Source organism: Pseudomonas sp. FW305-E2 (genome assembly GCF_058782925.1).
This window is the reverse complement of sequence record NZ_JBYSYE010000022.1, coordinates 59,075-81,913: the sequence shown is the minus strand read 5'-3', so window position 1 is coordinate 81,913 and position 22,839 is coordinate 59,075. Positions and strand designations below refer to the sequence as shown.

The 22,839-nt window shown below is 62.5% G+C and carries 20 protein-coding genes; 13 read left to right on the top strand and 7 right to left on the bottom strand.

Annotation, left to right across the window (positions count from 1 at the left end; genetic code table 11):
• Positions 1-174: 174 nt before the first annotated feature.
• Entirely contained in the window at positions 175-1,890 is a 1,716-nt protein-coding gene (gene aceK, locus AC3WLP_RS17250) for a bifunctional isocitrate dehydrogenase kinase/phosphatase (protein WP_010955236.1), read from the top strand.
• Between the two features lie 19 nt (positions 1,891-1,909).
• Here the strand turns inward: aceK and AC3WLP_RS17245 are convergent, their stop codons facing one another.
• Entirely contained in the window at positions 1,910-2,770 is an 861-nt protein-coding gene (locus tag AC3WLP_RS17245; protein WP_012051512.1) for a DUF6279 family lipoprotein, read from the bottom strand.
• Positions 2,771-2,900: 130 nt separating this feature from the next.
• On the opposite strand from AC3WLP_RS17245, the gene AC3WLP_RS17240 reads away from it, so the two are divergent.
• Positions 2,901-3,737 (top strand): CvfB family protein, encoded by an 837-nt coding sequence (locus AC3WLP_RS17240; protein ID WP_012051513.1) that lies wholly within the window; start codon positions 2,901-2,903, stop codon positions 3,735-3,737.
• A 5-nt stretch (positions 3,738-3,742) separates the two neighbouring features.
• Here AC3WLP_RS17240 and AC3WLP_RS17235 read toward each other — a convergent pair whose 3' ends face one another.
• Positions 3,743-4,123 (bottom strand): hypothetical protein, encoded by a 381-nt coding sequence (locus AC3WLP_RS17235; protein WP_003254641.1) that lies wholly within the window; start codon positions 4,121-4,123, stop codon positions 3,743-3,745.
• A gap of 235 nt (positions 4,124-4,358) precedes the next feature.
• Between AC3WLP_RS17235 and AC3WLP_RS17230 the strand changes: the two genes are divergently transcribed.
• The 3 genes from AC3WLP_RS17230 to def all read left to right on the top strand — a co-directional run bounded on the left by AC3WLP_RS17230 (position 4,359) and on the right by def (position 6,191).
• Positions 4,359-4,538 (top strand): CsbD family protein, encoded by a 180-nt coding sequence (locus tag AC3WLP_RS17230; protein WP_012051514.1) that lies wholly within the window; start codon positions 4,359-4,361, stop codon positions 4,536-4,538.
• 160 nt (positions 4,539-4,698) lie between these two features.
• Complete coding sequence (locus AC3WLP_RS17225) at positions 4,699-5,655, top strand: YihY/virulence factor BrkB family protein (protein WP_003254637.1); 957 nt, start codon at positions 4,699-4,701, stop codon at positions 5,653-5,655.
• A complete protein-coding gene (gene def / locus AC3WLP_RS17220; RefSeq protein WP_012051515.1) occupies positions 5,655-6,191 on the top strand; it encodes a peptide deformylase in 537 nt (178 codons plus the stop codon). The genes AC3WLP_RS17225 and def overlap by 1 nt, the downstream gene beginning before the upstream one ends.
• Here the strand turns inward: def and AC3WLP_RS17215 are convergent.
• On the bottom strand, positions 6,146-6,550 hold the full coding sequence (locus AC3WLP_RS17215) for a GNAT family N-acetyltransferase (RefSeq protein ID WP_017148151.1): 405 nt from the start codon (positions 6,548-6,550) through the stop codon (positions 6,146-6,148). The two genes, def and AC3WLP_RS17215, sit on opposite strands and share 46 nt — an antisense overlap.
• Before the next feature lie 318 nt (positions 6,551-6,868).
• Between AC3WLP_RS17215 and AC3WLP_RS17210 the strand changes: the two genes are divergently transcribed.
• The 5 genes from AC3WLP_RS17210 (at position 6,869) to AC3WLP_RS17190 (ending at position 9,875) form a co-directional block, all read left to right on the top strand.
• Positions 6,869-7,126, top strand: coding sequence for a DUF2790 domain-containing protein (locus tag AC3WLP_RS17210; protein ID WP_003254632.1), 258 nt, complete (start codon positions 6,869-6,871; stop codon positions 7,124-7,126).
• Positions 7,127-7,315: 189 nt separating this feature from the next.
• Positions 7,316-7,741: a YybH family protein gene (locus AC3WLP_RS17205; RefSeq protein ID WP_010955229.1), complete on the top strand. Its 426-nt coding sequence runs from the start codon at positions 7,316-7,318 to the stop codon at positions 7,739-7,741.
• A gap of 44 nt (positions 7,742-7,785) precedes the next feature.
• On the top strand, positions 7,786-8,130 hold the full coding sequence (locus tag AC3WLP_RS17200; protein ID WP_010955228.1) for a YciI family protein: 345 nt from the start codon (positions 7,786-7,788) through the stop codon (positions 8,128-8,130).
• A gap of 21 nt (positions 8,131-8,151) precedes the next feature.
• Entirely contained in the window at positions 8,152-8,637 is a 486-nt protein-coding gene (locus AC3WLP_RS17195) for an SRPBCC family protein (protein WP_012051517.1), read from the top strand.
• Positions 8,637-9,875 carry an RNA polymerase sigma factor gene (locus AC3WLP_RS17190; protein WP_088513418.1) on the top strand — a complete coding sequence of 413 codons (1,239 nt, stop codon included), beginning with the start codon at positions 8,637-8,639 and terminating at the stop codon, positions 9,873-9,875. The genes AC3WLP_RS17195 and AC3WLP_RS17190 overlap by 1 nt, the downstream gene beginning before the upstream one ends.
• 118 nt (positions 9,876-9,993) lie before the next feature.
• Here the strand turns inward: AC3WLP_RS17190 and AC3WLP_RS17185 are convergent, their stop codons facing one another.
• Positions 9,994-10,464 (bottom strand): MaoC family dehydratase, encoded by a 471-nt coding sequence (locus AC3WLP_RS17185; protein WP_088513417.1) that lies wholly within the window; start codon positions 10,462-10,464, stop codon positions 9,994-9,996.
• 34 nt (positions 10,465-10,498) lie between these two features.
• Positions 10,499-11,443, bottom strand: a complete 945-nt coding sequence (locus tag AC3WLP_RS17180) for an alpha/beta hydrolase (RefSeq protein ID WP_088513416.1) — start codon at positions 11,441-11,443, stop codon at positions 10,499-10,501.
• Between the two features lie 218 nt (positions 11,444-11,661).
• On the opposite strand from AC3WLP_RS17180, the gene fadD2 reads away from it, so the two are divergent.
• Both fadD2 and fadD1 read left to right on the top strand, forming a co-directional pair.
• Positions 11,662-13,350 carry a long-chain-fatty-acid--CoA ligase FadD2 gene (fadD2, locus tag AC3WLP_RS17175; RefSeq protein WP_014755704.1) on the top strand — a complete coding sequence of 563 codons (1,689 nt, stop codon included), beginning with the start codon at positions 11,662-11,664 and terminating at the stop codon, positions 13,348-13,350.
• A gap of 319 nt (positions 13,351-13,669) precedes the next feature.
• Positions 13,670-15,367: a long-chain-fatty-acid--CoA ligase FadD1 gene (gene fadD1 / locus AC3WLP_RS17170; RefSeq protein ID WP_003254620.1), complete on the top strand. Its 1,698-nt coding sequence runs from the start codon at positions 13,670-13,672 to the stop codon at positions 15,365-15,367.
• A gap of 286 nt (positions 15,368-15,653) precedes the next feature.
• Here the strand turns inward: fadD1 and AC3WLP_RS17165 are convergent, their stop codons facing one another.
• Together AC3WLP_RS17165 and AC3WLP_RS17160 are read right to left on the bottom strand one after the other, a co-directional pair.
• Entirely contained in the window at positions 15,654-16,961 is a 1,308-nt protein-coding gene (locus AC3WLP_RS17165) for an NAD(P)/FAD-dependent oxidoreductase (RefSeq protein ID WP_012051521.1), read from the bottom strand.
• Positions 16,962-16,985: 24 nt separating this feature from the next.
• On the bottom strand, positions 16,986-18,350 hold the full coding sequence (locus tag AC3WLP_RS17160) for a glutamine synthetase family protein (protein ID WP_088513458.1): 1,365 nt from the start codon (positions 18,348-18,350) through the stop codon (positions 16,986-16,988).
• A 570-nt stretch (positions 18,351-18,920) separates the two neighbouring features.
• On the opposite strand from AC3WLP_RS17160, the gene hrpA reads away from it, so the two are divergent.
• Complete coding sequence (gene hrpA, locus AC3WLP_RS17155; protein ID WP_088513415.1) at positions 18,921-22,826, top strand: ATP-dependent RNA helicase HrpA; 3,906 nt, start codon at positions 18,921-18,923, stop codon at positions 22,824-22,826.
• Positions 22,827-22,839: the final 13 nt, after the last annotated feature.

The window sequence follows — 22,839 nt, the reverse complement described above, 5'->3', positions numbered from 1 at the left end:
AGTGTACGCCAGGGGGCGGGGGGATTCTTGTGCTTTCTTGCTGTGTAATTCCTCTTGGGCTGCGGGGCTCTGGGCAAGGCAGCTGCAACTACAGCTCGGGCCTTCAAAGGCCGTAACCCATGAAGCCAAGGGCGGCTAAGCTCTGTACTCAATCCCAGCTCCGAGGCCCCACGCATGTCCCAGCCCTGGCCCGCTGTCGAAATCGCCCGGATGATCCTCGCCGGCTTCGACGACTACCGCGATCATTTCCAGCGCATCACCCTGGGTGCTCGCCAGCGCTTCGAGCAGGCGCGCTGGCAGGATATCCAGCAGGCCGCCGCCGCCCGCATCAATCTCTACGAAGAGAAAGTCGCCGAAGTCAACGGTTGGCTGCGCCAGGCCTTTGCCGCAGAGGTGCTGCTGGACGTGGAACAGTGGCCGCTGGTGAAAAACGCCTATATCCACCTGATCGACCCACGCCTGGACGACGAGCTGGCAGAGACCTGGTACAACTCGCTGTTTTGCAGCCTGTTCAGCCATGACCTGATCAGCGACGGCTGCATGTTCATCCACACGACCCGGCCTTCCATGCGCGGCCGCGAGCGCGCGGCGCAAACCCGTACCTATCGGCTTGACGGCAGTCTCAGGAACTTGCTGCGCGCGGTGTTCGCCGATTACCCGTTCGACATGCCGTATGGCGACCTGGAAGGCGACCTGGCGCGGCTGGAAGAACAACTGCGCGAATGCCTGCCCGACTGGGTGTGCAAGGACCCGGCGCTGGCCGTAGAGCTGTTTGTACCCGTGCTTTACCGCAACAAGGGGGCCTATCTGGTCGGCCGCCTTTACAACAGCGATGAGCAGTGGCCGTTGGTGATTCCCTTGTTGCACCGCGAGGGCCACGGTATCGAGGCCGATGCACTGATCACCGACGAGGCCGAGGTGTCGATCATCTTTTCGTTTACCCGCTCTTACTTCATGGCCGATGTCCCGGTGCCCGCCGAGTTCGTCAATTTCCTCAAGCGCATCCTGCCGGGCAAGCACATTGCCGAGCTGTATACCTCGATCGGGTTCTACAAGCAGGGCAAGTCGGAGTTCTACCGCGCACTGATCAACCACCTGGCCAGCAGTGATGACCGCTTTGTCATGGCGCCAGGGGTACGGGGCATGGTCATGAGCGTGTTTACCTTGCCCGGCTTCAATACGGTGTTCAAGATCATCAAGGACCGCTTCTCGCCATCGAAAACCGTGGACCGCGCCACGGTGATCGACAAGTACCGGCTGGTGAAGAGCGTCGACCGGGTGGGGCGTATGGCCGACACCCAGGAGTTTGCCGATTTTCGCTTTCCGCGCAGCAAGTTCGAGCCGGATTGCCTGGCCGAGTTGCTGGAGGTGGCACCGTCGACGGTGGCGCTGGAGGGCGACACGGTGCTGATTCGCCACTGTTGGACCGAGCGGCGCATGACGCCGTTGAACCTGTATCTGGAGCAGGCCACCGAGGGCCAGGTGCTGGAGGCGCTGGAGGACTACGGCCTGGCCATCAAGCAGTTGGCGGCGGCGAACATCTTCCCCGGCGACATGTTGCTGAAGAACTTTGGCGTGACCCGTCATGGCCGGGTAGTGTTTTACGACTATGACGAAATCAGCTTCCTGACCGAGGTGAATTTTCGCCACATTCCGCCACCGCGTTACCCGGAGGACGAAATGTCGGGCGAGCCGTGGTACTCGATCGGGCCGCATGATGTGTTCCCCGAAGAGTTTCCGCCGTTTCTGTTTGCCGATATGGGCCAGCGGCGGTTATTCAGCCGCTTGCATGGGGAACTGTATGACGCGGATTACTGGAAGGGGCTGCAGGCGGCGATACGTGAGGGGAAAGTGATCGATGTGTTTCCGTATCGGCGCAAGGCCCGGTGAATCAGGTCGAACAGGCCTGTCACGCCTTCAAACACTTCATCTCGCTCAAATGGGTACGCACCTTGCTCAGCCGTTCCTGCAGGAACCGCCGCTGTTGCGGGGTGCTTTGCCGCACCAGGTCCACCAGCAGGCTGCGTGCCTGCTGCTCGGCATTCTGATATGCCGCCCGGTATTCGGGTGTCCACAAACTCTCCTTGCGTTGCAACAAGGTCGCCAGGCGCGGCTCGAAACTAGAGTCGTTGCGCTGGTTCATCGCCAACAGCAGTTGCTGTTGCCAGTGGGCACGGTTGGCGATCCATTCACGGTTCTGGTCACCCAGCGCTTGAGACCAGGTCTGGATGCGTTGCTTCTGTACCGCCGTCAACTCGCCAAACCATGGCGTCAGGCGTTTTTCCATGCGTTCGCTACGGCGGGCCATCTGCTTCGGCAATGGCGTATCCACATACTGCTTTTGCCGCTCACTGATGTCATCGCGGAAGGCTTCACGCATCTGCGCTACCTGGTCGTCGCTCATGCCGCGCAGCAGTTCGGTGGCCGAAGGGGTGATTTCCTCGGCCACCCGACCAATTGCCTCACGGACCTCGCGGGTGCTTTGCTGCAGGGCCTGGTCGGTGACCTGGTCGTCGGCGACCAGCTCACGTAGCCGGTCGAGCCAGTCAAGGTAGCCGGGCAGTTGAGTCTTGCAATGCCAGGCCAGGTGCTCGCGCAACCGATCGTCCAGCAGCGCCCTTTGCTCGCGGTTCATGTCCAGGTAGTCGCTCAGCGACCAAGGCACCAGGCGGTCGAGGTTGCGATAGGCCAGGTCGATGCGGCTGCAGGCGGCCAAGGCCAGGGCGAAGCCGATGGCGATAAGCAGGGCTTTGGGCAGGCGTAGCGGCATGTGCTGTTCCTTCCTCAGGCTGGCCAGAAGGTAGATGCAAGTGCGGCCTGGCGGTTCCACTGCATGAGTGGTCGGGCCATGTGGTGGCTTCAGGTGTAGAATAGCCGCCTTGTCTTGAGGATCATCGGAAATGGCTCTGCTTGGGCGTTACAACAGTTTGCAAATCGTGAAACACGTGGACTTCGGTCTGTACCTGGACGGCGGCGCCGATGGCGAAATCCTGCTGCCCGGGCGCTACATCCCGAAAAACGCCGAGACCGAGGTCGATGACTGGTTGAACGTGTTCATCTACCTGGACAGCGAAGACCAGCTGATCGCCACCACCGAGAAGCCCAAGGTGCAGGTCGGCGAGTTCGCCAGCCTGAAGGTCAAGGACATCAACGGTGCCGGTATCTTCCTGGACTGGGGCCTGTCCAAGGACTTGCTGATGCCGTACTCGGAAGAGGCTCGGCCGCTGAAGATCGGTGATTACTGCGTGGTGCACGTGTACCTCGACAAGCGCACCCGCCGGATCACTGCCACGTCGCGCCTGGACCGCTACCTCGATGTCACCCCGGCCGACTACAAGGTTGGCCAGCCGGTCGAACTGCTGGTGGCCGGCGAGACGCCGATGGGCTTCAAGGCCATCATCAACAACCGCCACTGGGGCCTGATCCACAAGAACGAGGTGTTCAAGTTCTTGCGCTCGGGCATGCACGAGAAGGGCTTCATCAAGGAAGTGCGCCAGGACGGCAAGCTTTCACTGAGCCTGCAGCCAGTAGGCGCCGCCCTGGCGGACACCCTGCAAGAGCAGATCTTGGCGCGCCTGGAAGCCGAAGGCGGGGTGTTGGGGGTGTGCGACAAGAGTGACCCTGCGTTGATCAGCAAGCTGTTCAACGTCAGCAAGGGCAACTTCAAGAAGGCCATTGGCGGGTTGTTCAAGCAGGGCCTGATCGTCATCCATGACGATCGCATCGAGAAAGCCTGACGGCCTTACGCCTGTACGAAGTTGCGGAAGTCCAGCTGCTCGCCACCCGGACGGGTGTCGCGCAGCAGCGAGTCACGGTCGGCGCTGAGGGCCAGGCTGATGGTGGAGCGGCGCTTGCCGGGCTTGCGCACTTCCATTTGCTCCAGGTGAGCCTTGAGGAAATTGGTGGGCACCTTCAGGTGCTGCAGTTCATCGCTTTCTGGCGTGTGCAGCAGCAGGTTGACCCAGTCGGCCTGGCCCTTGCCCAGCAGTGCCACTGGCACTTCGAACCACCACAGGTTGCGTTTGTTGTCCAGGATGGCGAACAGGGTATTGCTGCTGGTCAGCACCGGCCGGGCCAGTGCTTCGTTGCGCCGGGCGATGGCGGCGGGTTTGTCGAGTTTCATGCAGGTTCCTGCGAGTTGACGCTATGAAGGCCTGCATTGTGAGGGGTGGCACGGGGCGGGGCAAGGTTTGTGACTTGCGGTGCCTGTGCCGGCCTCTTCGCAGGCTTGGGCGGTATTCGCCTGCCGTTTTACCGTTCGGCTTCTGGCCGGAAAATCCGTTGAAACTCCTGGCCCAGGCGTTGGGTCAACCTACTGTCGACACGGTTCACGTGTCTCCATTTGCAGGAGTTTTGCCATGAGCGGTACTAAAGACAAAGCGAAAGGCTTGGCCAACGAAGCGATCGGCAACGTGAAACAGGGTGTTGGCAAGGTGACCGACAACGACAAGCTGCGGGCTGAAGGCAAGGCGCAGGAGCTTAAAGGCGAGGCGCAGCAGGTCAAGGGCAATGTGAAGGATGCGGTGAAGAAGCCTTGACTTGAGGTGAGGCGGCCTGTGCCGGTCTCTGGCGGGTAAACCCGCGTAGAGGCCGGCACTATTCGTAAGCAAATTCTTCAATCACGGCCGGGAGCAGCACAGCTCGGGCACGGTCTATTAGACTTGCCTGTGTAACGATCAAGCGGCGAAAGGAGACGCTATGATTTTCCCCGACCTGCGCGGCTTGCCCCTGCACCGCGTGCTGGTTCGCACCGTCAAGGAATTCCTCGACGACGAGATGTCCACCTATGCCTCAGCGCTGGCCTACCAGGCGCTGTTCTCGCTATTCCCCTTCCTGTTGTTCCTGATTGCCCTGATCGGTTTCCTGCACTTGCCGGACTTTTTCTCCTGGCTGCGTCTGCAATCGGAACTGGTGTTACCGCCCCAGGCGCTGGAGCAGGTGAACCCGGTGATCGACCAGTTGCAACAATCCAAGGGCGGGCTGCTGTCGGTGGGTATCGTGATCGCCCTGTGGACCGCCTCCGCCGGCGTGCGCCTGATGATGAGCGCCATGAACGCCGCTTACGATGTGCCCGAAGGGCGCCCGGTGTGGAAGCGTATCCCGCTTTCCATTTTCTACACCGTGGGCCTGGCTGGCATGCTGCTGGCGGCCGCAGCGCTGATGGTGCTGGGCCCGCAGGTGATGGAATGGATAGCCGCCCAGATCGGCATGCAGGAGTTCATCGTCACACTGTGGACCATCCTGCGCTGGCCGGTGATCATCATTCTGCTGATGGTGGCAGTGGCCCTGATCTATTACGTGATGCCTGATGTGAAACAGCAGTTTCGCTTCATCACCCCGGGCTCGGTGCTGGCGGTTGTGGTGTGGATCGTCGCCTCACTGGGCTTTGCCTACTACGTGAAGACCTTTGCCGACTACAACGCCATGTACGGCAGCATTGGTGCAATCATCGTGCTGTTGCTGTATTTCTATATTTCGGCTGCCGTGCTGCTGCTCGGCGCCGAAATGAATGCGGTGATCGAGCACATGTCAGCCGAAGGCAAGAACCCGGGCGAGAAAGACTTCGACGGGGAAAAGCCCAAGGAAACCTTGACTGTACTGGGTCACGAGCACCCGAACCCGAGCAAGCCTCATAGCGTCGAGCCGAACCCCTGATGATCCGTGACATTCTCAAGATGGGCGACGAACGCCTGCTGCGCATCGCTCCGCCAGTGCCCGAGCACATGTTTGGCAGTGCCGAACTGCAGCAACTGATCGACGACATGTTCGAAACCATGCGTCACGTAGGCGGTGTGGGGCTGGCCGCCCCGCAGATCGGCATCGACCTGCAGTTGGTGATCTTCGGCTTCGAGCGCAGCGAGCGATACCCCGATGCCGAGGCGGTGCCGCAGACCATTCTGCTGAATCCGGTCATCACCCCGACCTCGAGCGAGATCGAGGACGGCTGGGAAGGTTGTCTGTCGGTGCCTGGCTTGCGCGGCGTGGTGCCGCGCTTCAAGCATATCGGCTACCAGGGCATCGACCCCCAGGGCAACCCGATCAACCGCTTTGCCGATGGCTTTCATGCGCGGGTGGTGCAGCACGAGTGCGACCACCTGATCGGCCGGCTATACCCCTCGCGCATCCAGGACTTTTCCAGGTTCGGCTACACCGAGGTGCTGTTCCCTGGGCTCGAGGTCAGCGACGACTGACCTCGCTGCAGGGCTACCAGGCGTTTGTTGCGCTGATAGCGAAGCAGGCGGCTGGCCAGGGCTTCTGGCAGCTGTTGGGTCAGGTCGAAACCCAGGCGCTGGTAGAAGGGCGTCAGGTCGGGATGACAGAACAGCCAGACGGGCCCGTCAACCTGCGCCAGTGCTGCCTCGATCAATTGCGCGGCCACCCCTTGGTTGCGCCGCTGCGGGGCGACGAACAGGCCCGTCAGCCAGAATCCTTCACCCACCGCACTCAGGCTCAGCCCGGCGATGATGCCAGGGGCCCGTGCTACCCACAGTTCGGCGTCGCTTGCAGCGCGCATGCGTGAGCTGTGTTGGCGGTAGAAGTGGTCCAGCAAACGGCGTTCTGTGTCCGAAAGCGTCGAACAGGACAATTTTTCAGAAATGGCGAGTCCTACCCTGAAACGTGGCCAGAGGCTCTGGCCTGATGATTTGCGGCCACTTTGTCGCAGATTGTTGCAAAACCGGCAAGGGTGAATATCCGACTGCGGGGTTCAACTATTGCTGGCCGGGAGTAGAATTTTGTTCATCCCCCCTGGCAGTACGAAGCGGGATCGGTACTTCGTGCCATCTAGACCCTAGATGACAACTTCTCCGCGCCGGATACGGCAATAGAAGTCAATCGATCAGCTTGAACGCTCTAAAGGCAAAACCACATGAAACCATTACTGATTCTTGCATTGGTCGGTATGTCCTCGTTCGCCCTCGCCGATGAGGCCAAACCCGTCTCCAGCGAGCCTGTGGCTCAGCAGTACGACTACTCGATGAACCTGGACATCAAGCGGGTGATCAACCTGTCGACCATCCCCAATGTCTGCGAAGTGGTACCTGCGACCATGACCTATGAAGACCATCAGGGCCAGGTGCACACCATCCAGTACCGGGCCATGGGTGAAGGTTGCCAGCAGGGTTGACTGGCGGTGCCCGCCACAGGGGCTGAAAACGCTGTGGCGGGCACTTGCTAACCCTGATGCGATCTCCCAGGTGCTCCGCCAATACAGAATAATTTCCCCCGCCTGTCGAATCCTCCGCTTCCCGTTCGACCATAGCTGAAGGCACGCGTCACACACCGTGCCCCCTATGATCTGTCGGAGGTCCCCCCGATGAGCACCGCAGCCGAATCCGAAATCCGCCAATTGATCGAGCGCTGGATGCAAGCCGTGCGCGATCGCGACATCCCGGGCATCATCGCCCCCTACGCCGACGATATCGTCGCCTTCGATGCCATCCAGGCCCTGCAATTCAAAGGCAAGTCTGCCTACACGGCGCACTGGGAAATGTGCATGGGCATGTGCACCGGCCCCATGGTGTTCGAACTTGCCCAACTCACCGTGCACGCCGCTGGCGATCTGGCCCTGGCCCATTGGCTGAACCGCTGCGGCCCGGGCGACGACGAAAGCCAGTGCGGCTTCATGCGCGCCACGGTGGGCTATCGTCGTCAAGGCGGCCAGTGGCAGGTCATCCACGAACACTGGTCGGCGCCTTTCGACATGGAAACGCAAAAGGCCCTGTTCGATCTCAAGCCCTGAGCCTTTATCGCCAAACGCACTTTGCCAATACCCTGGAGGCGACCATGAAATACCTGTGCCTGGTCTATTGTGACGAGGGGCTGTTGCACAGCCTGCCCGACAGCCCGGCAGACGCCGAATGCATGGCCTACGCCGAAGCCATTCACGGTTCCGGGCGCATGCTGGCGGCCGAGGCGCTGAAGCCGGTGCAGACGGCCACCACGGTACGCATGCGCAACGGACACATGAGCCTGACCGACGGCCCGTTCGCCGAGACCAAGGAGCAACTGGCCGGTTTTTACCTGGTGGAGGCCCGCGACCTCAACGAAGCGCTGAATATCGCCAAGGGCATCCCTGCCGCGCGGGTCGGCAGTGTCGAGGTGCGACCGGTGCGCGAGCTGCAACCCTGACAGCTAAGGAGAACAATCAGCATGAGCCTTGCCCCCATTGCCCAGGCGCAACACGAGTTGTCCATCAGCCGCCTGATCGACGCCCCACCGGCCAAGGTATTTCGCGCCTGGACCGAACCCCAGTGGCTGATGCAGTGGTGGGGGCCGCGCGGCATGACCACCCCGGAGTGTGAGATGCAGTTGTGGGCCGGTGGCCTGTTTCGCACCTTGATGCGCGCGCCGGATGGCAGCGAGTACCCCAACCAGGGCGTTTTCCTGGAAATTGCCGCGCCACGCCGGCTGGTGTTCACCGATGCCTTCGGCCCCGGTTGGGTGCCGTCGGACAAGGCCTTCATGACCGCCGTGATCAGCTTTGACGAGGAACAGGGCAAAACCCGCTACACCGCCCGTGCCTGGCACTGGAATGCCACCGACTGCCGGGCCCATGAAGAAATGGGCTTCCACCAAGGCTGGGGAGAAAGCCTGGACCGCCTGGTGGAGGTGGTGACCCAGCGGATGCCCGACTGATGGCCGCACTGGCCCAGGTGCGCGCCGAAGTCGAGGCCGTGTACCGGCGGGAATCGCGGCGCATACTGGCGACACTGATCCGCTTGCTGGGTGATTTCGACCTGGCCGAGGAGGCCATGCATGACGCCTTCTTCATTGCCGTCGAGCGCTGGCAACGCGACGGTATCCCCGCCAACCCGCGAGCGTGGCTGGTCTCTGTCGGGCGCTTCAAGGCCATCGACGCGCTGCGCCGGCGCGTCCGCTTCGACCGCTCCCAGTCGGACTTGAGCATGCTGCTGGATGGTCAGGCGCAGGACCCCAGTGAAGAAGAACTGCTGGCGGATGACCGCCTGCGGCTGATCTTCACTTGTTGCCATCCGGCCCTGTCGGCCGACGCTCAGGTGCCATTGACGCTTCGCGAAGTCTGCGACCTGACCACCGAGCAGATCGCCCGCGCCTTTCTGCAAAGCCCGACAACCATCGCCCAGCGGATCGTGCGTGCCAAGGCCAAGATCCGTGACGCGGGCATACCGTACCAGGTACCCGAGCTCAATGAGCTGCCCGAGCGCCTGGAAAGCGTATTGCGGGTGATCTACCTGGTGTTCAATGAGGGCTATTCGGCGTCATCGGGCGAAACACTGCTGCAGCAGGAACTGAGCGATGAAGCCATTCGCCTGGCGCGGTTGCTGGTGCAGTTGCTGCCCGACCCGGAGGCGGTCGGCCTGCTGGCGTTGATGTTGCTGCAGGCGTCCCGGCAGCGGGCGCGCATCGATGGCCAAGGCGATTTGGTGGTTCTGGAGCAGCAGGACCGTAGCCTGTGGGACCGGCAGTTCATTGCCGAAGGCTGTGCTCTGGTGCGCCAGGCCCTGCAGAGCCGTGCATTTGGGGCCTATACCATCCAGGCGGCGATTGCTGCCGTGCATGCCGAAGCGGCGACGGCTGAAGAGACGGACTGGGGAGAAATCGTCGGCCTGTATGACGTGTTGCAGCGGTATTGGCCATCAGCGGTGGTGGCGCTTAACCGCGCGGTGGCCCTGGCGAAGCGGGATGGGCCGGAGGTTGGCTTGCGGGAAGTCGAAGGGATCCTGGCGCGGGGGGAGTTGCTGGACTATCACCTGGCACATGCGGCGCGCGCCGAGTTGCATTGCCAACTGGGGCAGGTAGAAGAGGCGCGAGCGGCCTGGCAGCAGGCGCTGGCCTTGACCCGACAGGCGCCTGAGCGGCGGCATATCGAGCGGCGTTTGCAGGCTATCGAATGATGTGGGGGTGCCGGCTCTTTGCGGGCCAGCCCATATCCCACAGGCTGCCCGCTAAATCAACGAATTAGCGGGTTACCCAGGAGAGCAGCCTTGAAGAAGAGGCTGGCTGCATCACACCTCAGCTCGCCACGAAATTCGGCGGCGACACCAGCTGGACGGTCTGCTGCTTACGCGGCGCCAGGATCTCGGCTTCACCCGCGACCACCAGCTCGTCGTTCTGGTTGTAGACGTTGGTGGCGATGCGCACCTTGAACTTGGGCAGCTTCTCGAGGATTTCCAGGCGCACGGTCAGGGTGTCGCCAATTTTCACCGGCTTCTGGAAGCTCATCTGTTGGCCCAGGTAGATGGTGCCAGGGCCAGGCAGTGTGCAGGCCACTGCAGCACTGATCAGCGCGCCGCTGAACATGCCGTGGGCAATACGTTCGCGGAACATGCTCTTGGCGGCGAATTCGGCATCCAGGTGAACCGGGTTGTGGTCACCGGACATCGCAGCGAACAGCTGGATGTCGCGTTCTTCAACGGACTTCTTGTACTCGGCCGTCTGGCCGACTTCGAGGGCTTCGTAAGGCGTGTTGGTGACCTGGGACATCGATGCTTCCTTAAGCGTTGGGCGAGGGCGGCTATCATTCACTGCGTGCAGGGCGGCCAAGGGCCAGCGCCTGTTCAAGCCAGCCGAGAATGTCGGCGATGACCTCGCCACGGTTGATTTCGTTGAGTACTTCATGCCGCGCCTCCGGGTAGACGCGCAGCTGTACATGTCGATTGCCGGTCGCGCGCAGGGCGTCGGCCAGATGGGTGAGACGCTTGCCGGCACTGACCGGATCACATTCTCCGCCGATCACCAGCATCGGCAGGTTGGGATCGATCTGCGCGAGGTTACCCGGCTGACTGATCTGCGCCAAGCCTTGCAGCAGGTCGAGCCACAACTGGTTGGTGCAGCGAAAGCCGCACAACGGGTCGTTCACGTACTGATCGACCTCGCCCGGGTCGCGGCTGAGCCAGTCGAATGCCGTGCGGGTGGGCTTGAAGGCGTTGTTGAACGAACCGAAGGACAACCATTCGATCAGTGCACTCTTGCCCAGTGGCCCCTGGCGCCAGGACTCCAGCCGGGCAATCAGCCGCGCAAAGCGGTACAGCATGGCCGGTTGGTAGTTGGAGCCGCTGAGGATAGCCCCGTGCAGGCTGCCACTGTGATGCAGCAGGTAGGCCTGGGCGATGTAGCTGCCCATGCTGTGGCCGAACAGGAACAGCGGCGTGCACGGGTACTGCTGGCCGATATGCTGGGCCACACATCCCAGGTCGTTGACCACGGCATTCCAGCCATGATGGCGGGCGAACAGGCCGAGGTTGCCCAGCTCGGCAGTGCGCCCGTGGCCACGCTGATCGGCAGCGAACAGGGCAAAGCCGGCCTCGCTCAGGGCCTGGCCCAGGCGCTGGTAGCGCCCGGCATGCTCGGCCATGCCATGGGCCAGCAGCACCACGGCCTTTACCGGTGTGGCCGGCAGCCATTGGTGTACGTACAGGCTGCAGTGCTCACTGGCGGGCAGCCAGAAGGCGTCGTGAGGCATGGCGGGTCCTTGTGCGCGCGGTTACCCGAACAGTGTATGCACAACCGGCCGGATTGCAGGAGGGGCACAAATAAGATTCACAATGTTAATGGCGGCACTTGGCGTATATGCCACCTTGGGTTTACCTGCTAACGTCGAATCAACGCCTTTTCGCCGGCAGGCGGTCAGGTAAAGGACTAAAGGACGCAGTGCAGGTCCAGGCAGAGGAACAATAATAAATGCAAGCCGACTTCTGGAATGACAAGCGCCCGGCAGGCGTGCCTTCCACCATCGACATCAATGCCTACGCCTCGGTCGTCGAGGTGTTCGAGCGCTCCTGCAAGCGCTTTGCCGACCGCCCGGCGTTCAGCAACCTGGGCGTGACCCTCAGCTACGCGGAACTGGAGCGCCATTCGGCAGCCTTCGCTGCCTGGTTGCAGCAGCACACCGACCTCAAACCGGGTGAGCGCATCGCCGTGCAGATGCCCAATGTGCTGCAGTACCCCATCGCCGTATTCGGTGCCATGCGCGCCGGGCTGATCGTGGTCAATACCAATCCGCTGTACACCGAGCGCGAGATGCGCCACCAGTTCAAGGACAGTGGCGCGCGTGCGCTGGTGTACCTGAACATGTTCGGCAAGCGCGTGCAGGAGGTGCTGCCCGATACCGGTATCGAGTACCTGATCGAGGCAAAGATGGGCGACCTGTTGCCGGCCGCCAAGGGCTGGCTGGTCAACACCGTGGTCGACAAGTTGAAGAAGATGGTGCCGGCCTACCGGTTGCCCCAGGCGGTGCCGTTCAAGCAGGTGCTGCGCGAGGGCCGCGGGCTGTCGCCCAAACCGGTGTCGCTGAACCTCGAGGACATCGCTGTGCTGCAGTACACCGGCGGCACCACCGGCCTGGCCAAGGGCGCCATGCTCACCCATGGCAACCTGGTGGCCAACATGCTGCAGGTGCTGGCCTGCTTCTCGCAGCACGGCCCCGATGGGCAGAAGCTGCTGAAGGACGGCCAGGAAGTGATGATTGCGCCGTTGCCGCTGTACCACATTTATGCCTTCACCGCGAATTGCATGTGCATGATGGTCACCGGCAACCATAACGTGCTGATTACCAACCCGCGGGATATTCCCGGCTTCATCAAGGAGCTGGGCAAGTGGCGTTTCTCTGCCTTGCTGGGCCTCAATACCTTGTTTGTCGCACTGATGGACCACCCGGGCTTCCGTCAGCTGGACTTCTCGGCGCTGAAGGTCACCAACTCTGGTGGCACAGCGCTGGTCAAGGCCACCGCCGAGCGTTGGGAAAACCTTACCGGGTGCCGCATCGTTGAAGGTTATGGCCTGACAGAGACCTCGCCGGTGGCCAGCACCAACCCCTATGGCCAGCTGGCGCGTCTGGGTACGGTGGGCATCCCCGTGGCGGGTACTGCGTTCAAGGTCATCGATGATGATGGCAACGAACTGCCGCTGGGCGAGCGGGGCGAGCTTTGCATCAAAGGCCCGCAGGTCATGAAGGGTTACTGGCAGCAGCCCGAGGCAACGGCCCAGGCACTGGATGCAGAAGGCTGGTTCAAGACCGGTGATATCGCGGTGATCGACCCGGACGGCTTCACCCGCATCGTCGACCGCAAGAAGGACATGATCATCGTCTCGGGCTTCAACGTGTACCCCAACGAAATCGAGGATGTGGTGATGGGGCACCCCAAGGTCGCCAACTGTGCGGCTATCGGCGTGCCGGACGAGCGTTCCGGCGAGGCGGTCAAGCTGTTCGTGGTGCCGCGCGAGGGGGGGCTGAGCGTTGATGAGCTGAAGGCCTACTGCAAGGCCAACTTCACCGGCTACAAAGTACCCAAGCACATCGTGCTGCGCGAATCGTTGCCCATGACGCCGGTGGGCAAGATTCTGCGGCGGGAGTTGCGCGATATAGCGTGATACCGGGATGGCGTCTTCGCTCCTACACCGCCCAGTGTAGGAGCGGGTTTACCCGCGAATGCCTTAAACCGCTCTAACAGGCCATATACAGCCTTATCTGCGACATTTTGGATAATTACTCTAAAAATGACCTGTATTGTTCATTGAGTCATTTTTGTGACCGTAAGGCCTGTTTTGGCCTCTAGGCGACCCCAGACAAAGCTGTTACTCTCGGCCCGCTTCCAGATGATCCGGTTTGCAACGAACCGTCATCTCATATCAATAATAAGCGCATCGACGCGTGAATCGAACTTCGCTGTTGCTGAAGGAGTGGGCTTCCATGATCGAAAATTTTTGGAAGGATAAGTACCCAGCCGGGATTACGGCGGAAATCAATCCTGACGAATTCCCCAATATCCAGGCAGTACTCAAGCAATCCTGCCAACGCTTTGCCGACAAACCGGCCTTTAGCAACCTGGGCAAGACTATCACTTATGGCGAGTTGTATGCGTTGTCGGGGGCGTTTGCCGCCTGGTTGCAGCAGCATACCGACCTCAAGCCGGGTGACCGCATTGCCGTGCAACTGCCCAATGTCCTGCAATACCCGGTCGCGGTCTTCGGTGCCATGCGTGCCGGGCTGATCGTGGTCAACACCAACCCGCTGTACACCGCGCGGGAAATGGAACACCAGTTCAACGACTCGGGTGCCAAGGCCTTGGTGTGCCTGGCCAACATGGCCCACCTGGCCGAAAAAGTGGTGCCCAAAACCCAGGTCAGGCACGTTATCGTCACCGAAGTGGCCGACCTGCTGCCGCCACTCAAGCGCCTGCTGATCAACAGCGTGATCAAGTACGTGAAGAAGATGGTGCCGGCCTACAACCTGCCGCAGGCCGTGCGTTTCAATGACGCCCTGGCGCTGGGCAAGGGCCAGCCCGTGACCGAAGCCAACCCGCAGGCCAACGACGTGGCGGTGCTGCAATACACCGGCGGTACCACCGGCGTGGCCAAAGGCGCCATGCTGACCCACCGCAACCTGGTGGCCAACATGCTGCAGTGCCGGGCACTGATGGGCGCCAACCTGCACGAAGGCTGCGAAATCCTCATCACCCCGCTGCCGCTGTACCACATCTATGCGTTTACCTTCCATTGCATGGCGATGATGCTGATCGGCAACCACAACGTGCTGATCAGCAACCCGCGAGACTTGCCGGCAATGGTCAAGGAACTGGGCAAGTGGAAGTTCAGCGGCTTTGTGGGCCTCAACACCCTGTTCGTTGCCCTGTGCAATAACGAGGCGTTCCGAGCCCTGGATTTCTCGGCGCTGAAAATTACCCTGTCGGGCGGCATGGCCTTGCAGCTAAGCGTGGCCGAGCGCTGGAAGGCCGTTACCGGTTGCGCCATCTGCGAAGGCTACGGCATGACCGAAACCAGCCCGGTGGCGGCGGTGAACCCGTCGGAAGCGAACCAGGTGGGCACCATCGGTATTCCGGTGCCGTCGACCTTGTGCAAGGTCATCGACGACGCCGGCAATGAGCTGCCGCTTGGCGAAGTGGGCGAGCTGTGTGTCAAGGGCCCGCAGGTGATGAAGGGCTACTGGCAGCGTGAAGACGCCACGGCTGAGATTCTCGACAGCGAAGGCTGGCTGAAGACCGGTGACATCGCCGTGATCCAGGCGGACGGCTACATGCGCATCGTCGACCGCAAGAAAGACATGATCCTGGTCTCGGGCTTCAACGTGTACCCCAACGAGCTGGAAGACGTGTTGGCGGCCTTGCCGGGCGTGCTGCAGTGCGCTGCCATCGGTGTGCCGGACGAGAAGTCGGGTGAAGTGATCAAGGTCTTCATCGTGGTCAAACCGGGCATGACCGTGACCAAGGAGCAGGTGATGGAGCACATGCGTGCCAACGTCACCGGCTACAAGGTACCGCGCCACATCGAGTTCCGCGACTCGCTGCCTACCACCAACGTGGGCAAGATCCTGCGCCGCGAACTGCGTGATGAAGAGCTCAAGAAGCAAGGCTTGAAGAAGATCGCCTGACCATAAGCCTGCACGCTCAGTGTGGGAGCGGCCTGGTGTCGCGAAAGGGCCGCGAAGCGGCCCTGGGGTTTCGGCGGCGATGCAACAATGGCTGGGGGCGCTTTGCGCCCCTTTCGCGACACAAGGCCCCACAATAAGATGCGGCGCCGTCTTCAGACACTGTGAGCCCCTGTAGGCGCGGGTTTACCCGCGAATACGGTAGTGGCGACAACGGTGAACGGCGGGTGGAGAAGGGTCAGCAGGGCCGGCCCTTTCGCGAGTAAACCCGCGCCTACATCCGCGCAACTCAGCGCAGCTTCTCGAGCATCTGGTAATACCACATCCCCGCCGCCAGCAGCGGGTTCCCCAGCAAGTCCCCCATCGGCACCCGCACATGCTTGCACTGGGCGAAGGTGTCGAACTGCTCCAGCGTGCCGGTCAACGCTTCGGCCATGATCTCGCCCATGATGTGGCTGGTGGCAATACCGTGCCCCGAGTAACCCTGGCAGTACCACACGTTGTCCGACAGCTTGCCCAGCTGCGGGATGCGGTTGACCACGATGCCCATGGCGCAGCTCCACTGGAACTCGATCGGCACCCCCTTCAATGCCGGGAAGGTGCGTTCGATGCAGGGGCGCAATTCGCCTTCGATGTCGCGTGAATCCTTGCCCGAGTAGTTGGCACCGCCGCCGAACAGCAGGCGCTTGTCGGCCGTCAGGCGGTAGTAGTCGAGGACGAAGCGGCAGTCGTACACCGCCAGGTCCTGCGGGTTGATCTGCTCGGCCAGCTCACCCAGCGGCGCGGTGGTGACGATACCGCCCATGGCCGGGAAGATCTTGCCCTTGAGCTGGCGCTTTTCCAGCTTGTGATACACATCGCCGGCCAACATCACCTGGCGTGCCTCGACCCGGCCGTGGGCGGTAACCACCGCCGGGCGCGGGCCATGGACGATGTCCAGCACTTCGGAATTTTCGAATATCAGTGCACCCAGGCCATGCGCGGCACGGGCTTCGCCCAGGCACAGGTTGAGTGGGTGCAGGTGCAGGTTGCGCAGGTTCTTCAACGCACCCAGATAAAGCGGGCTTTGCAGATGCTCGGCCACTGCAGCGCGGTCGAGCAGTTGCACCTGCTCGCCCATGCCGCGGCGCTGTGCTTCGGCCTCGAATGCACGCAGTTCGTTCATGTGCGAAGGTTTCATCGCGGCATGCAAATGGCCACGCTTGAGGTCGCAATCGATGCCATAGCGCGCCACGCGCTGCTCGATCACCTGGTGCCCGCGCCAGCGCAAGTGCCAGATGAAATCGTCCACTTCGGCGCCCAGGTGGTTGCGCATCTGCGAGCGCATGGCCTCGTCGCCCGACAGGCTGCCGGTGACCTGGCCGCCGTTGCGACCGCTGGCGCCCCAGCCGATACGGTTGGTTTCGACGATGGCGACCTTCAGGCCGCGCTCGGCCAGTTCAACCGCCGTGGCCACGCCCGTAAAGCCACCGCCGATGATCGCCACATCCACCTGCACCGTGCCTTTGAGTTGCGGGTACTCGCTGTGGTCGTTGAGGGTGGCGCTGTAATAGGACGGCGCGCGCTGCGCCGGGCCGTTGTTCAATGCTGCGTTCATGGGTGTTCCTTGTTTTGTAGGGGCTCAGGCCTGGTGCAGGTACCAGCGCCAGTCCTGTTCGCTGACTTCAGCCATGAACTGGCGGTACTCGGCGCGCTTGACCTTCAGGTACACGCCAAGGAAGTCTTCGCCCAATGCTTCACGGGCCCAATCGGAATGTTGCAGGGCGTCGAGGGCGGTCAGCCAGTCAGTGGGCAGGTGTTCGGTGGCCTGGGCATAGCCGTTGCCTTCAACGGGCGCACCTGGGTCAAGCTGTTCGCGGATGCCCCAGTGGCTGGCAGCAAGGATCGCCGCTGCAGCCAGGTAAGGGTTGGCATCCGCGCCACAGATGCGGTGCTCCACATGCCGGCTGTTGGCCGGGCCACCTGGCACGCGCAGGCTCACGGTGCGGTTGTCCACGCCCCAGGTTGGCGCCAGGGGCGCATAGCTGTTGGCCTGGAAACGTCGGTACGAGTTGGCGTTGGGGCAGAACAGCAGCAGCGAGTCGCGCAGGTGCCGCAGCATGCCGGCCACGGCCTGGCGCAGCAGCGGGGTACCGGCCTTGTCTTCGCTGGCGAACAGGTTGTTGCCGGCGCTGTCGGCCAGGCTCAGGTGCATGTGCATGCCGGTGCCGGCCAGTTGGGCAAATGGCTTGGCCATGAAGCAGGCCTGCATGCCGTGGGCATGGGCCACACCTTTTACCAGGCGCTTGTAGCGCACCGCCTGGTCCATCGCCTGCAGCGCATCGCCATGCTCCAGGGTGATTTCCACCTGGCCCGGGGCGTACTCGGAAATGGCCGTGCGCGCCGGGATGCCTTGGGCCTTGCAGGCAGCGTACAGGTCGGCGAGGAACGGTTCGATCTGCTCCAGTTCGCGCAGGCCATAGACCTGGGTGCTGCGTGGGCGACCGCCATCGTTGTCCAGTGCCGGTTGTGGGCGGCCCTGGGCATCACGCTGCTGGTCAAGCAGGTAGAATTCCAGCTCGCAGGCCATCACCGGGTGGTAACCATCGGCCTTCAACGCTTCGATGGTGCGCAGCAGCACATGGCGTGGGTCCGCGATGCTGGCCGGCAGCCCCTCGCTGGGGTGCATGCTCACCTGCACTGCAGCGGTGGGCACCCGGCGCCAGGGCAGCCGCACCAGGCTGCCGTCCAGCGGGTAGGCACGGCAGTCGATATCGCCTACGTCCCACACCAGGCCGGAGTTTTCCACGTCGTCGCCATTGAGGGTCAGGCCAAGGATGGTGCTGGGCAGTGGCCGGCCTGTCTGGTACACGGCCAGCAGTTCCTCGCGGTGCAACAGCTTGCCGCGTGGCACACCGTTGGCGTCGAGGATGAACAGTTCGAACAGCTCGATATCGGGGTTGTCGGCCAGAAAACGGGTAGCCTGCTCTACAGGGGCAAAGTGCATGATCAATTCGCTCATAGGTGCGCAGGGCCACCGCGCAAGCAGGCGGCCCAGTTGAGTCAAACGGCCAGACGCTGGCCGGGTTTGGTCACAATGGCGTGAGCGAGGTGTCCGGTGGGCGCGCGTGACGGCAGTGCCACAAGGCCCAGAAGGCGAGGATGATGTGGACCAGCGGATTTTCCCCGGCACGGCTCCGGGCCTTCGGCAGCGAAGGGCGGGACGACGGTGGGGCGATGGGCTGGGCGGGAGTCATGCCTTTGATACTCACATGCGGCGTAAGGTTGATTAAAGCAGTGAATGGCAACCTTTACATCGCACTTGGCTAAACATTCGTGTTGAAAGCACCACGGTCAATGTGGAGTGGCCTTGCGTCGCGAAAGGGCCGCGTAGCGGACCCCGGCCATCAGCGATCACGCAGAAATTGCTGGGCCGCTTTGCGGCCCTATCGCGACACAAGGCCGCGCCCACAGGGAGCGTGCAGGCAGCAGAGAATCCGCAAATCTGCGACAATCGCCCGACTTTCCGAATGCCGATCATGAAAAAGCAGGCTCACCTGCATCACTAAAAAGCCCCATGACTGACCACGCCATCGACAAACTGCTGCAAAACCTCGACCACGCCATGATTGCCGACCGCCATCGCCTGCGCCGGCAACTGCACGAACTGCGCAAGCGCCCCGATGAGGCGAAGCTGGCGCAATGGGTGGAGAAGGTCCAGGCCTCCTGCGCTCAGGTCACCGCGCGTCAGCAGAGCGTGCCGACCGTACGCTACGACGACAACCTGCCCATCGCCGCCAAGCGTGACGAAATCAAGAAGGCCCTGGCCGAAAACCAGGTGTTGGTGATCGCCGGCGAGACCGGTTCTGGCAAGACGACCCAGTTGCCGAAAATCTGCCTGGAGCTTGGCCGTGGCAGCCATGGGTTGATCGCCCATACCCAGCCACGCAGGATCGCAGCGCGTAGCGTGGCCGCGCGAGTCGCCGAAGAGCTGGGCACGCCCTTGGGCGCGCTGGTCGGCTACCAGGTGCGTTTCGAAGACCAGAGCGATTCCAATACCTTGGTCAAGCTGATGACCGACGGCATCCTCCTGGCCGAAACCCAGCACGACCGCTTCCTTGAACGCTACGACACGATCATCGTCGACGAAGCGCACGAGCGCAGCCTGAACATCGACTTCCTGCTCGGCTACCTGAAAACGTTGCTGCATCGTCGACCGGACCTGAAGCTGATCATCACCTCGGCCACCATCGACCTGGAGCGCTTCTCCAGGCACTTCGACGGTGCGCCGATCATCGAGGTGTCCGGGCGCACCTTCCCGGTGGACACCTGGTACCGCCCGCTGACCAGCGAACAGGACGAAGAGGGCAACCAGATCGAGGATGACCTCACCGTCGATCAGGCCATCCTTGCCACCCTCGACGAGCTGGCGCAGCACGAGCGTAGCGAGGGCAAGGGGCCGGGCGATGTGCTGATCTTCCTGCCGGGCGAGCGGGAAATCCGTGATGCCGCCGAGATCCTGCGCAAGGCGCAACTGCGCCATACCGAGATCTTGCCGCTGTACGCGCGCCTGTCGCCGGCCGAGCAGCAGCGTATCTTCCAACCGCACACCGGGCGCCGCGTGGTGCTGGCCACCAACGTCGCCGAAACCTCGCTGACCGTGCCTGGCATCCGCTATGTGATCGACACCGGTACCGCGCGCATCAGCCGCTACAGCTACCGCGCCAAGGTCCAGCGCCTGCCGATCGAGGCGGTGTCACAGGCCAGTGCCAACCAGCGTAAAGGCCGTTGCGGCCGGGTCGAGCCGGGCATTTGCGTGCGTCTCTACAGCGAAGAGGACTTCAACAGCCGGCCAGCGTTTACCGACCCGGAGATTCTGCGCACCAACCTGGCGGCGGTGATCCTGCAGATGTTGCACCTGCGCCTGGGCGCAATCGATGCCTTCCCGTTCATCGAGCCGCCGGATGGCAAAGCCATCAGCGATGGCTTCAACCTGTTGCAGGAGCTTTCGGCGGTTAACCGCGAGAACCAGCTGACGCCAATTGGCCGCCAGCTGGCGCGCTTGCCGATCGACCCGAGGCTGGGCCGGATGCTGCTTGAAGGCGCGCGCCTGGGCAGCCTGCAGGAAGTGCTGATCGTCACCAGTGCGCTGTCGGTGCAGGACCCGCGTGAACGCCCCCCAGAACGCCAGCAGGCCGCCGACCAGGCGCACGCACAGTGGAAGGACGTGGACTCGGACTTCGCGGCGCTGGTCAACCTGTGGCGCGGCTTCGAGGAACAACGCCAGGCGCTGACTGCCAACCCGCTGCGCAACTGGTGCCGCAAGCAGTTCCTGAACTACTTGCGGCTGCGCGAGTGGCGCGATGCTCATCGTCAGTTGGCGCTGATTTGCCGTGACCTGCAGCTGACGGTGAACAAGGAACCGACCGATTACCAGAAGATGCACAAGGCAATCCTCAGCGGGCTGCTCAGCCAGATTGGCCAGAAGACCGAAGAGGGCGACTACCAGGGCGCCCGCCAGCGGCGCTTCTGGGTGCATCCATCGTCGGGCCTGGGGCGCAAGCGCCCGCAGTGGGTCATGGCTGCCGAGCTGGTCGAAACCACCAAGCTGTATGCGCGCATGGTGGCCAAGATCGAGCCGGACTGGATCGAACCGCTGGCCGGCCACCTGATCAAGAAAAACCATTTCGAGCCGCACTGGGAGAAGAAGCGCGGGCAGGTGGTGGCCTACGAGCAGATCACGCTCTACGGGCTGATCCTGGTCGGCCGTCGGCCGGTGCACTACGGCCCGATCGACCCGGCGACCTCGCGCGAGCTGTTCATCCGTGAAGGCCTGGTGGGTGGCGAAATCCAGTCGCGGGCCAAATGCCTGGCGGCCAACAAACGCCTGCTTGAAGCGCTGGACGAGCTGGAAGCCAAGGCTCGCCGGCGTGACATTCTGGCTGACGAAGAAACGCTGTACGCTTTCTACGAAGCACGCCTGCCGGCGGAAATCCACCAGACGGCGACCTTCGACAGTTGGTACCGCATGGGCAGCCAGAAGGACGCCAACCTGCTGATCATGCGCGAGGAGGACGTGCTGGCCCGCGAGGCCAGCGAAGTGACCGCCGCACAGTACCCCGACAGTATGCAGGTGGGCGATTTGCGCCTGCCGCTGAGCTACCACTTCGAGCCCGGCCACCCCCGCGATGGTGTGACGGTGCGGGTGCCGGCGCCGCTGTTGCCGAGCCTGCCGGGCGAGCGCCTGGAGTGGCTGGTGCCGGGCCTGCTGGAGGCCAAGTGCGTGGCGCTGGTGCGCAACCTGCCCAAGGCCCTGCGCAAGAACTTTGTCCCGGTGCCTGACTTCGTCAAGGCTTCGCTGGCGCGCATGACCTTCGGCCAAGGGGCGCTCCCGCAGGCCCTGGGCCAGGAGCTGCTGCGCATGACCGGTGCGCGTGTGTCGGACGAGGCCTGGGACGAGTCGGTCAACCAGGTCGAGGGCCACCTGCGCATGAACATCGAAGTGGTCGATGGCCAGGGCAAGTTCCTTGGCGAAGGCCGCGACCTGGCGGAACTGACCGCGCGCTTTGCTGCCGCCAGCCAGGCTGCCCTGGCCGTGCCGCGTGACGCCAAGGGTGAGCAGCCGGTGCAGGCCAAGGCTTTCAGCGAAGTGAAGCAGACCGCCCAGCATAAGATCGCCGGCCTGTCGATGACCGTGTACCCGGCGCTGGTGGAAGACAACGGCACTGTGCGTGAGGGGCGCTTCTCGACCCAGGCCGAAGCCGAGTTTCAGCACCGCCGCGCCTTGCAACGGCTGTTGCTGCAGCAACTGGCCGAGCCGGCCAAGTTCCTGCGCGGCAAGCTGCCGGGGCTGACCGAGTTGGGCCTGCTGTACCGTGAAATGGGGCGGGTCGAGGCGCTGGTCGAAGACATTCTGCTGGCCAGCCTGGACAGTTGCATCCTGGAAGGCGAACAACCGTTGCCACGTGATGGCGCGGCCTTGGCCGCGCTGGCTGAACGCAAGCGCGGCAGCTGGGCCGAGCATGCCGAGCGCCTGGCAAGGCAGACCCTGGAAGTGCTGAAGCTTTGGCATGGGCTGCAGAAGCGCTTCAAGGGCAAGATCGACCTGAGCCAAGCGGTGGCGCTGAACGACATCAAGCAGCAGCTGGGCAACCTGGTGTACCCGGGCTTCGTGCGCGAAACGCCTGGGGTGTGGTTCAAGGAGTTGCCGCGTTACCTCAAGGCGGTTGAGTTGCGCCTCGAGAAACTCGGCTCGCAAGTACAGAAGGACCGGGTGTGGAGCGGCGAGCTGGCCAATTTGTGGGCGCAGTACAAGGCCCGTGCCGACAAGCATGCCCAGGAAGGCAAGCGCGATGAGCAACTGACTGTGTACCGTTGGTGGCTGGAAGAATATCGCGTGTCGCTGTTTGCCCAGCAGTTGGGGACCAAGGTGCCGATTTCTGACAAGCGATTGAGCAAACAATGGAGTCAGGTGGAAGGCTAACCTCTATTATTTG

Excerpts from the sequence above, each read along its gene's own strand:
- aceK (WP_010955236.1), top strand. The coding sequence starts at position 175 with ATGTCCCAGCCCTGGCCCGCTGTCGAAATCGCCCGGATGATCCTCGCC.
- AC3WLP_RS17245 (WP_012051512.1), bottom strand. The coding sequence starts at position 2,770 with ATGCCGCTACGCCTGCCCAAAGCCCTGCTTATCGCCATCGGCTTCGCC.
- AC3WLP_RS17240 (WP_012051513.1), top strand. The coding sequence starts at position 2,901 with ATGGCTCTGCTTGGGCGTTACAACAGTTTGCAAATCGTGAAACACGTG.
- AC3WLP_RS17235 (WP_003254641.1), bottom strand. The coding sequence starts at position 4,123 with ATGAAACTCGACAAACCCGCCGCCATCGCCCGGCGCAACGAAGCACTG.
- AC3WLP_RS17230 (WP_012051514.1), top strand. The coding sequence starts at position 4,359 with ATGAGCGGTACTAAAGACAAAGCGAAAGGCTTGGCCAACGAAGCGATC.
- AC3WLP_RS17225 (WP_003254637.1), top strand. The coding sequence starts at position 4,699 with ATGATTTTCCCCGACCTGCGCGGCTTGCCCCTGCACCGCGTGCTGGTT.
- def (WP_012051515.1), top strand. The coding sequence starts at position 5,655 with ATGATCCGTGACATTCTCAAGATGGGCGACGAACGCCTGCTGCGCATC.
- AC3WLP_RS17210 (WP_003254632.1), top strand. The coding sequence starts at position 6,869 with ATGAAACCATTACTGATTCTTGCATTGGTCGGTATGTCCTCGTTCGCC.
- AC3WLP_RS17205 (WP_010955229.1), top strand. The coding sequence starts at position 7,316 with ATGAGCACCGCAGCCGAATCCGAAATCCGCCAATTGATCGAGCGCTGG.
- AC3WLP_RS17200 (WP_010955228.1), top strand. The coding sequence starts at position 7,786 with ATGAAATACCTGTGCCTGGTCTATTGTGACGAGGGGCTGTTGCACAGC.
- AC3WLP_RS17195 (WP_012051517.1), top strand. The coding sequence starts at position 8,152 with ATGAGCCTTGCCCCCATTGCCCAGGCGCAACACGAGTTGTCCATCAGC.
- AC3WLP_RS17190 (WP_088513418.1), top strand. The coding sequence starts at position 8,637 with ATGGCCGCACTGGCCCAGGTGCGCGCCGAAGTCGAGGCCGTGTACCGG.
- AC3WLP_RS17185 (WP_088513417.1), bottom strand. The coding sequence starts at position 10,464 with ATGTCCCAGGTCACCAACACGCCTTACGAAGCCCTCGAAGTCGGCCAG.
- AC3WLP_RS17180 (WP_088513416.1), bottom strand. The coding sequence starts at position 11,443 with ATGCCTCACGACGCCTTCTGGCTGCCCGCCAGTGAGCACTGCAGCCTG.
- fadD2 (WP_014755704.1), top strand. The coding sequence starts at position 11,662 with ATGCAAGCCGACTTCTGGAATGACAAGCGCCCGGCAGGCGTGCCTTCC.
- fadD1 (WP_003254620.1), top strand. The coding sequence starts at position 13,670 with ATGATCGAAAATTTTTGGAAGGATAAGTACCCAGCCGGGATTACGGCG.
- AC3WLP_RS17165 (WP_012051521.1), bottom strand. The coding sequence starts at position 16,961 with ATGAACGCAGCATTGAACAACGGCCCGGCGCAGCGCGCGCCGTCCTAT.
- AC3WLP_RS17160 (WP_088513458.1), bottom strand. The coding sequence starts at position 18,350 with ATGCACTTTGCCCCTGTAGAGCAGGCTACCCGTTTTCTGGCCGACAAC.
- hrpA (WP_088513415.1), top strand. The coding sequence starts at position 18,921 with ATGACTGACCACGCCATCGACAAACTGCTGCAAAACCTCGACCACGCC.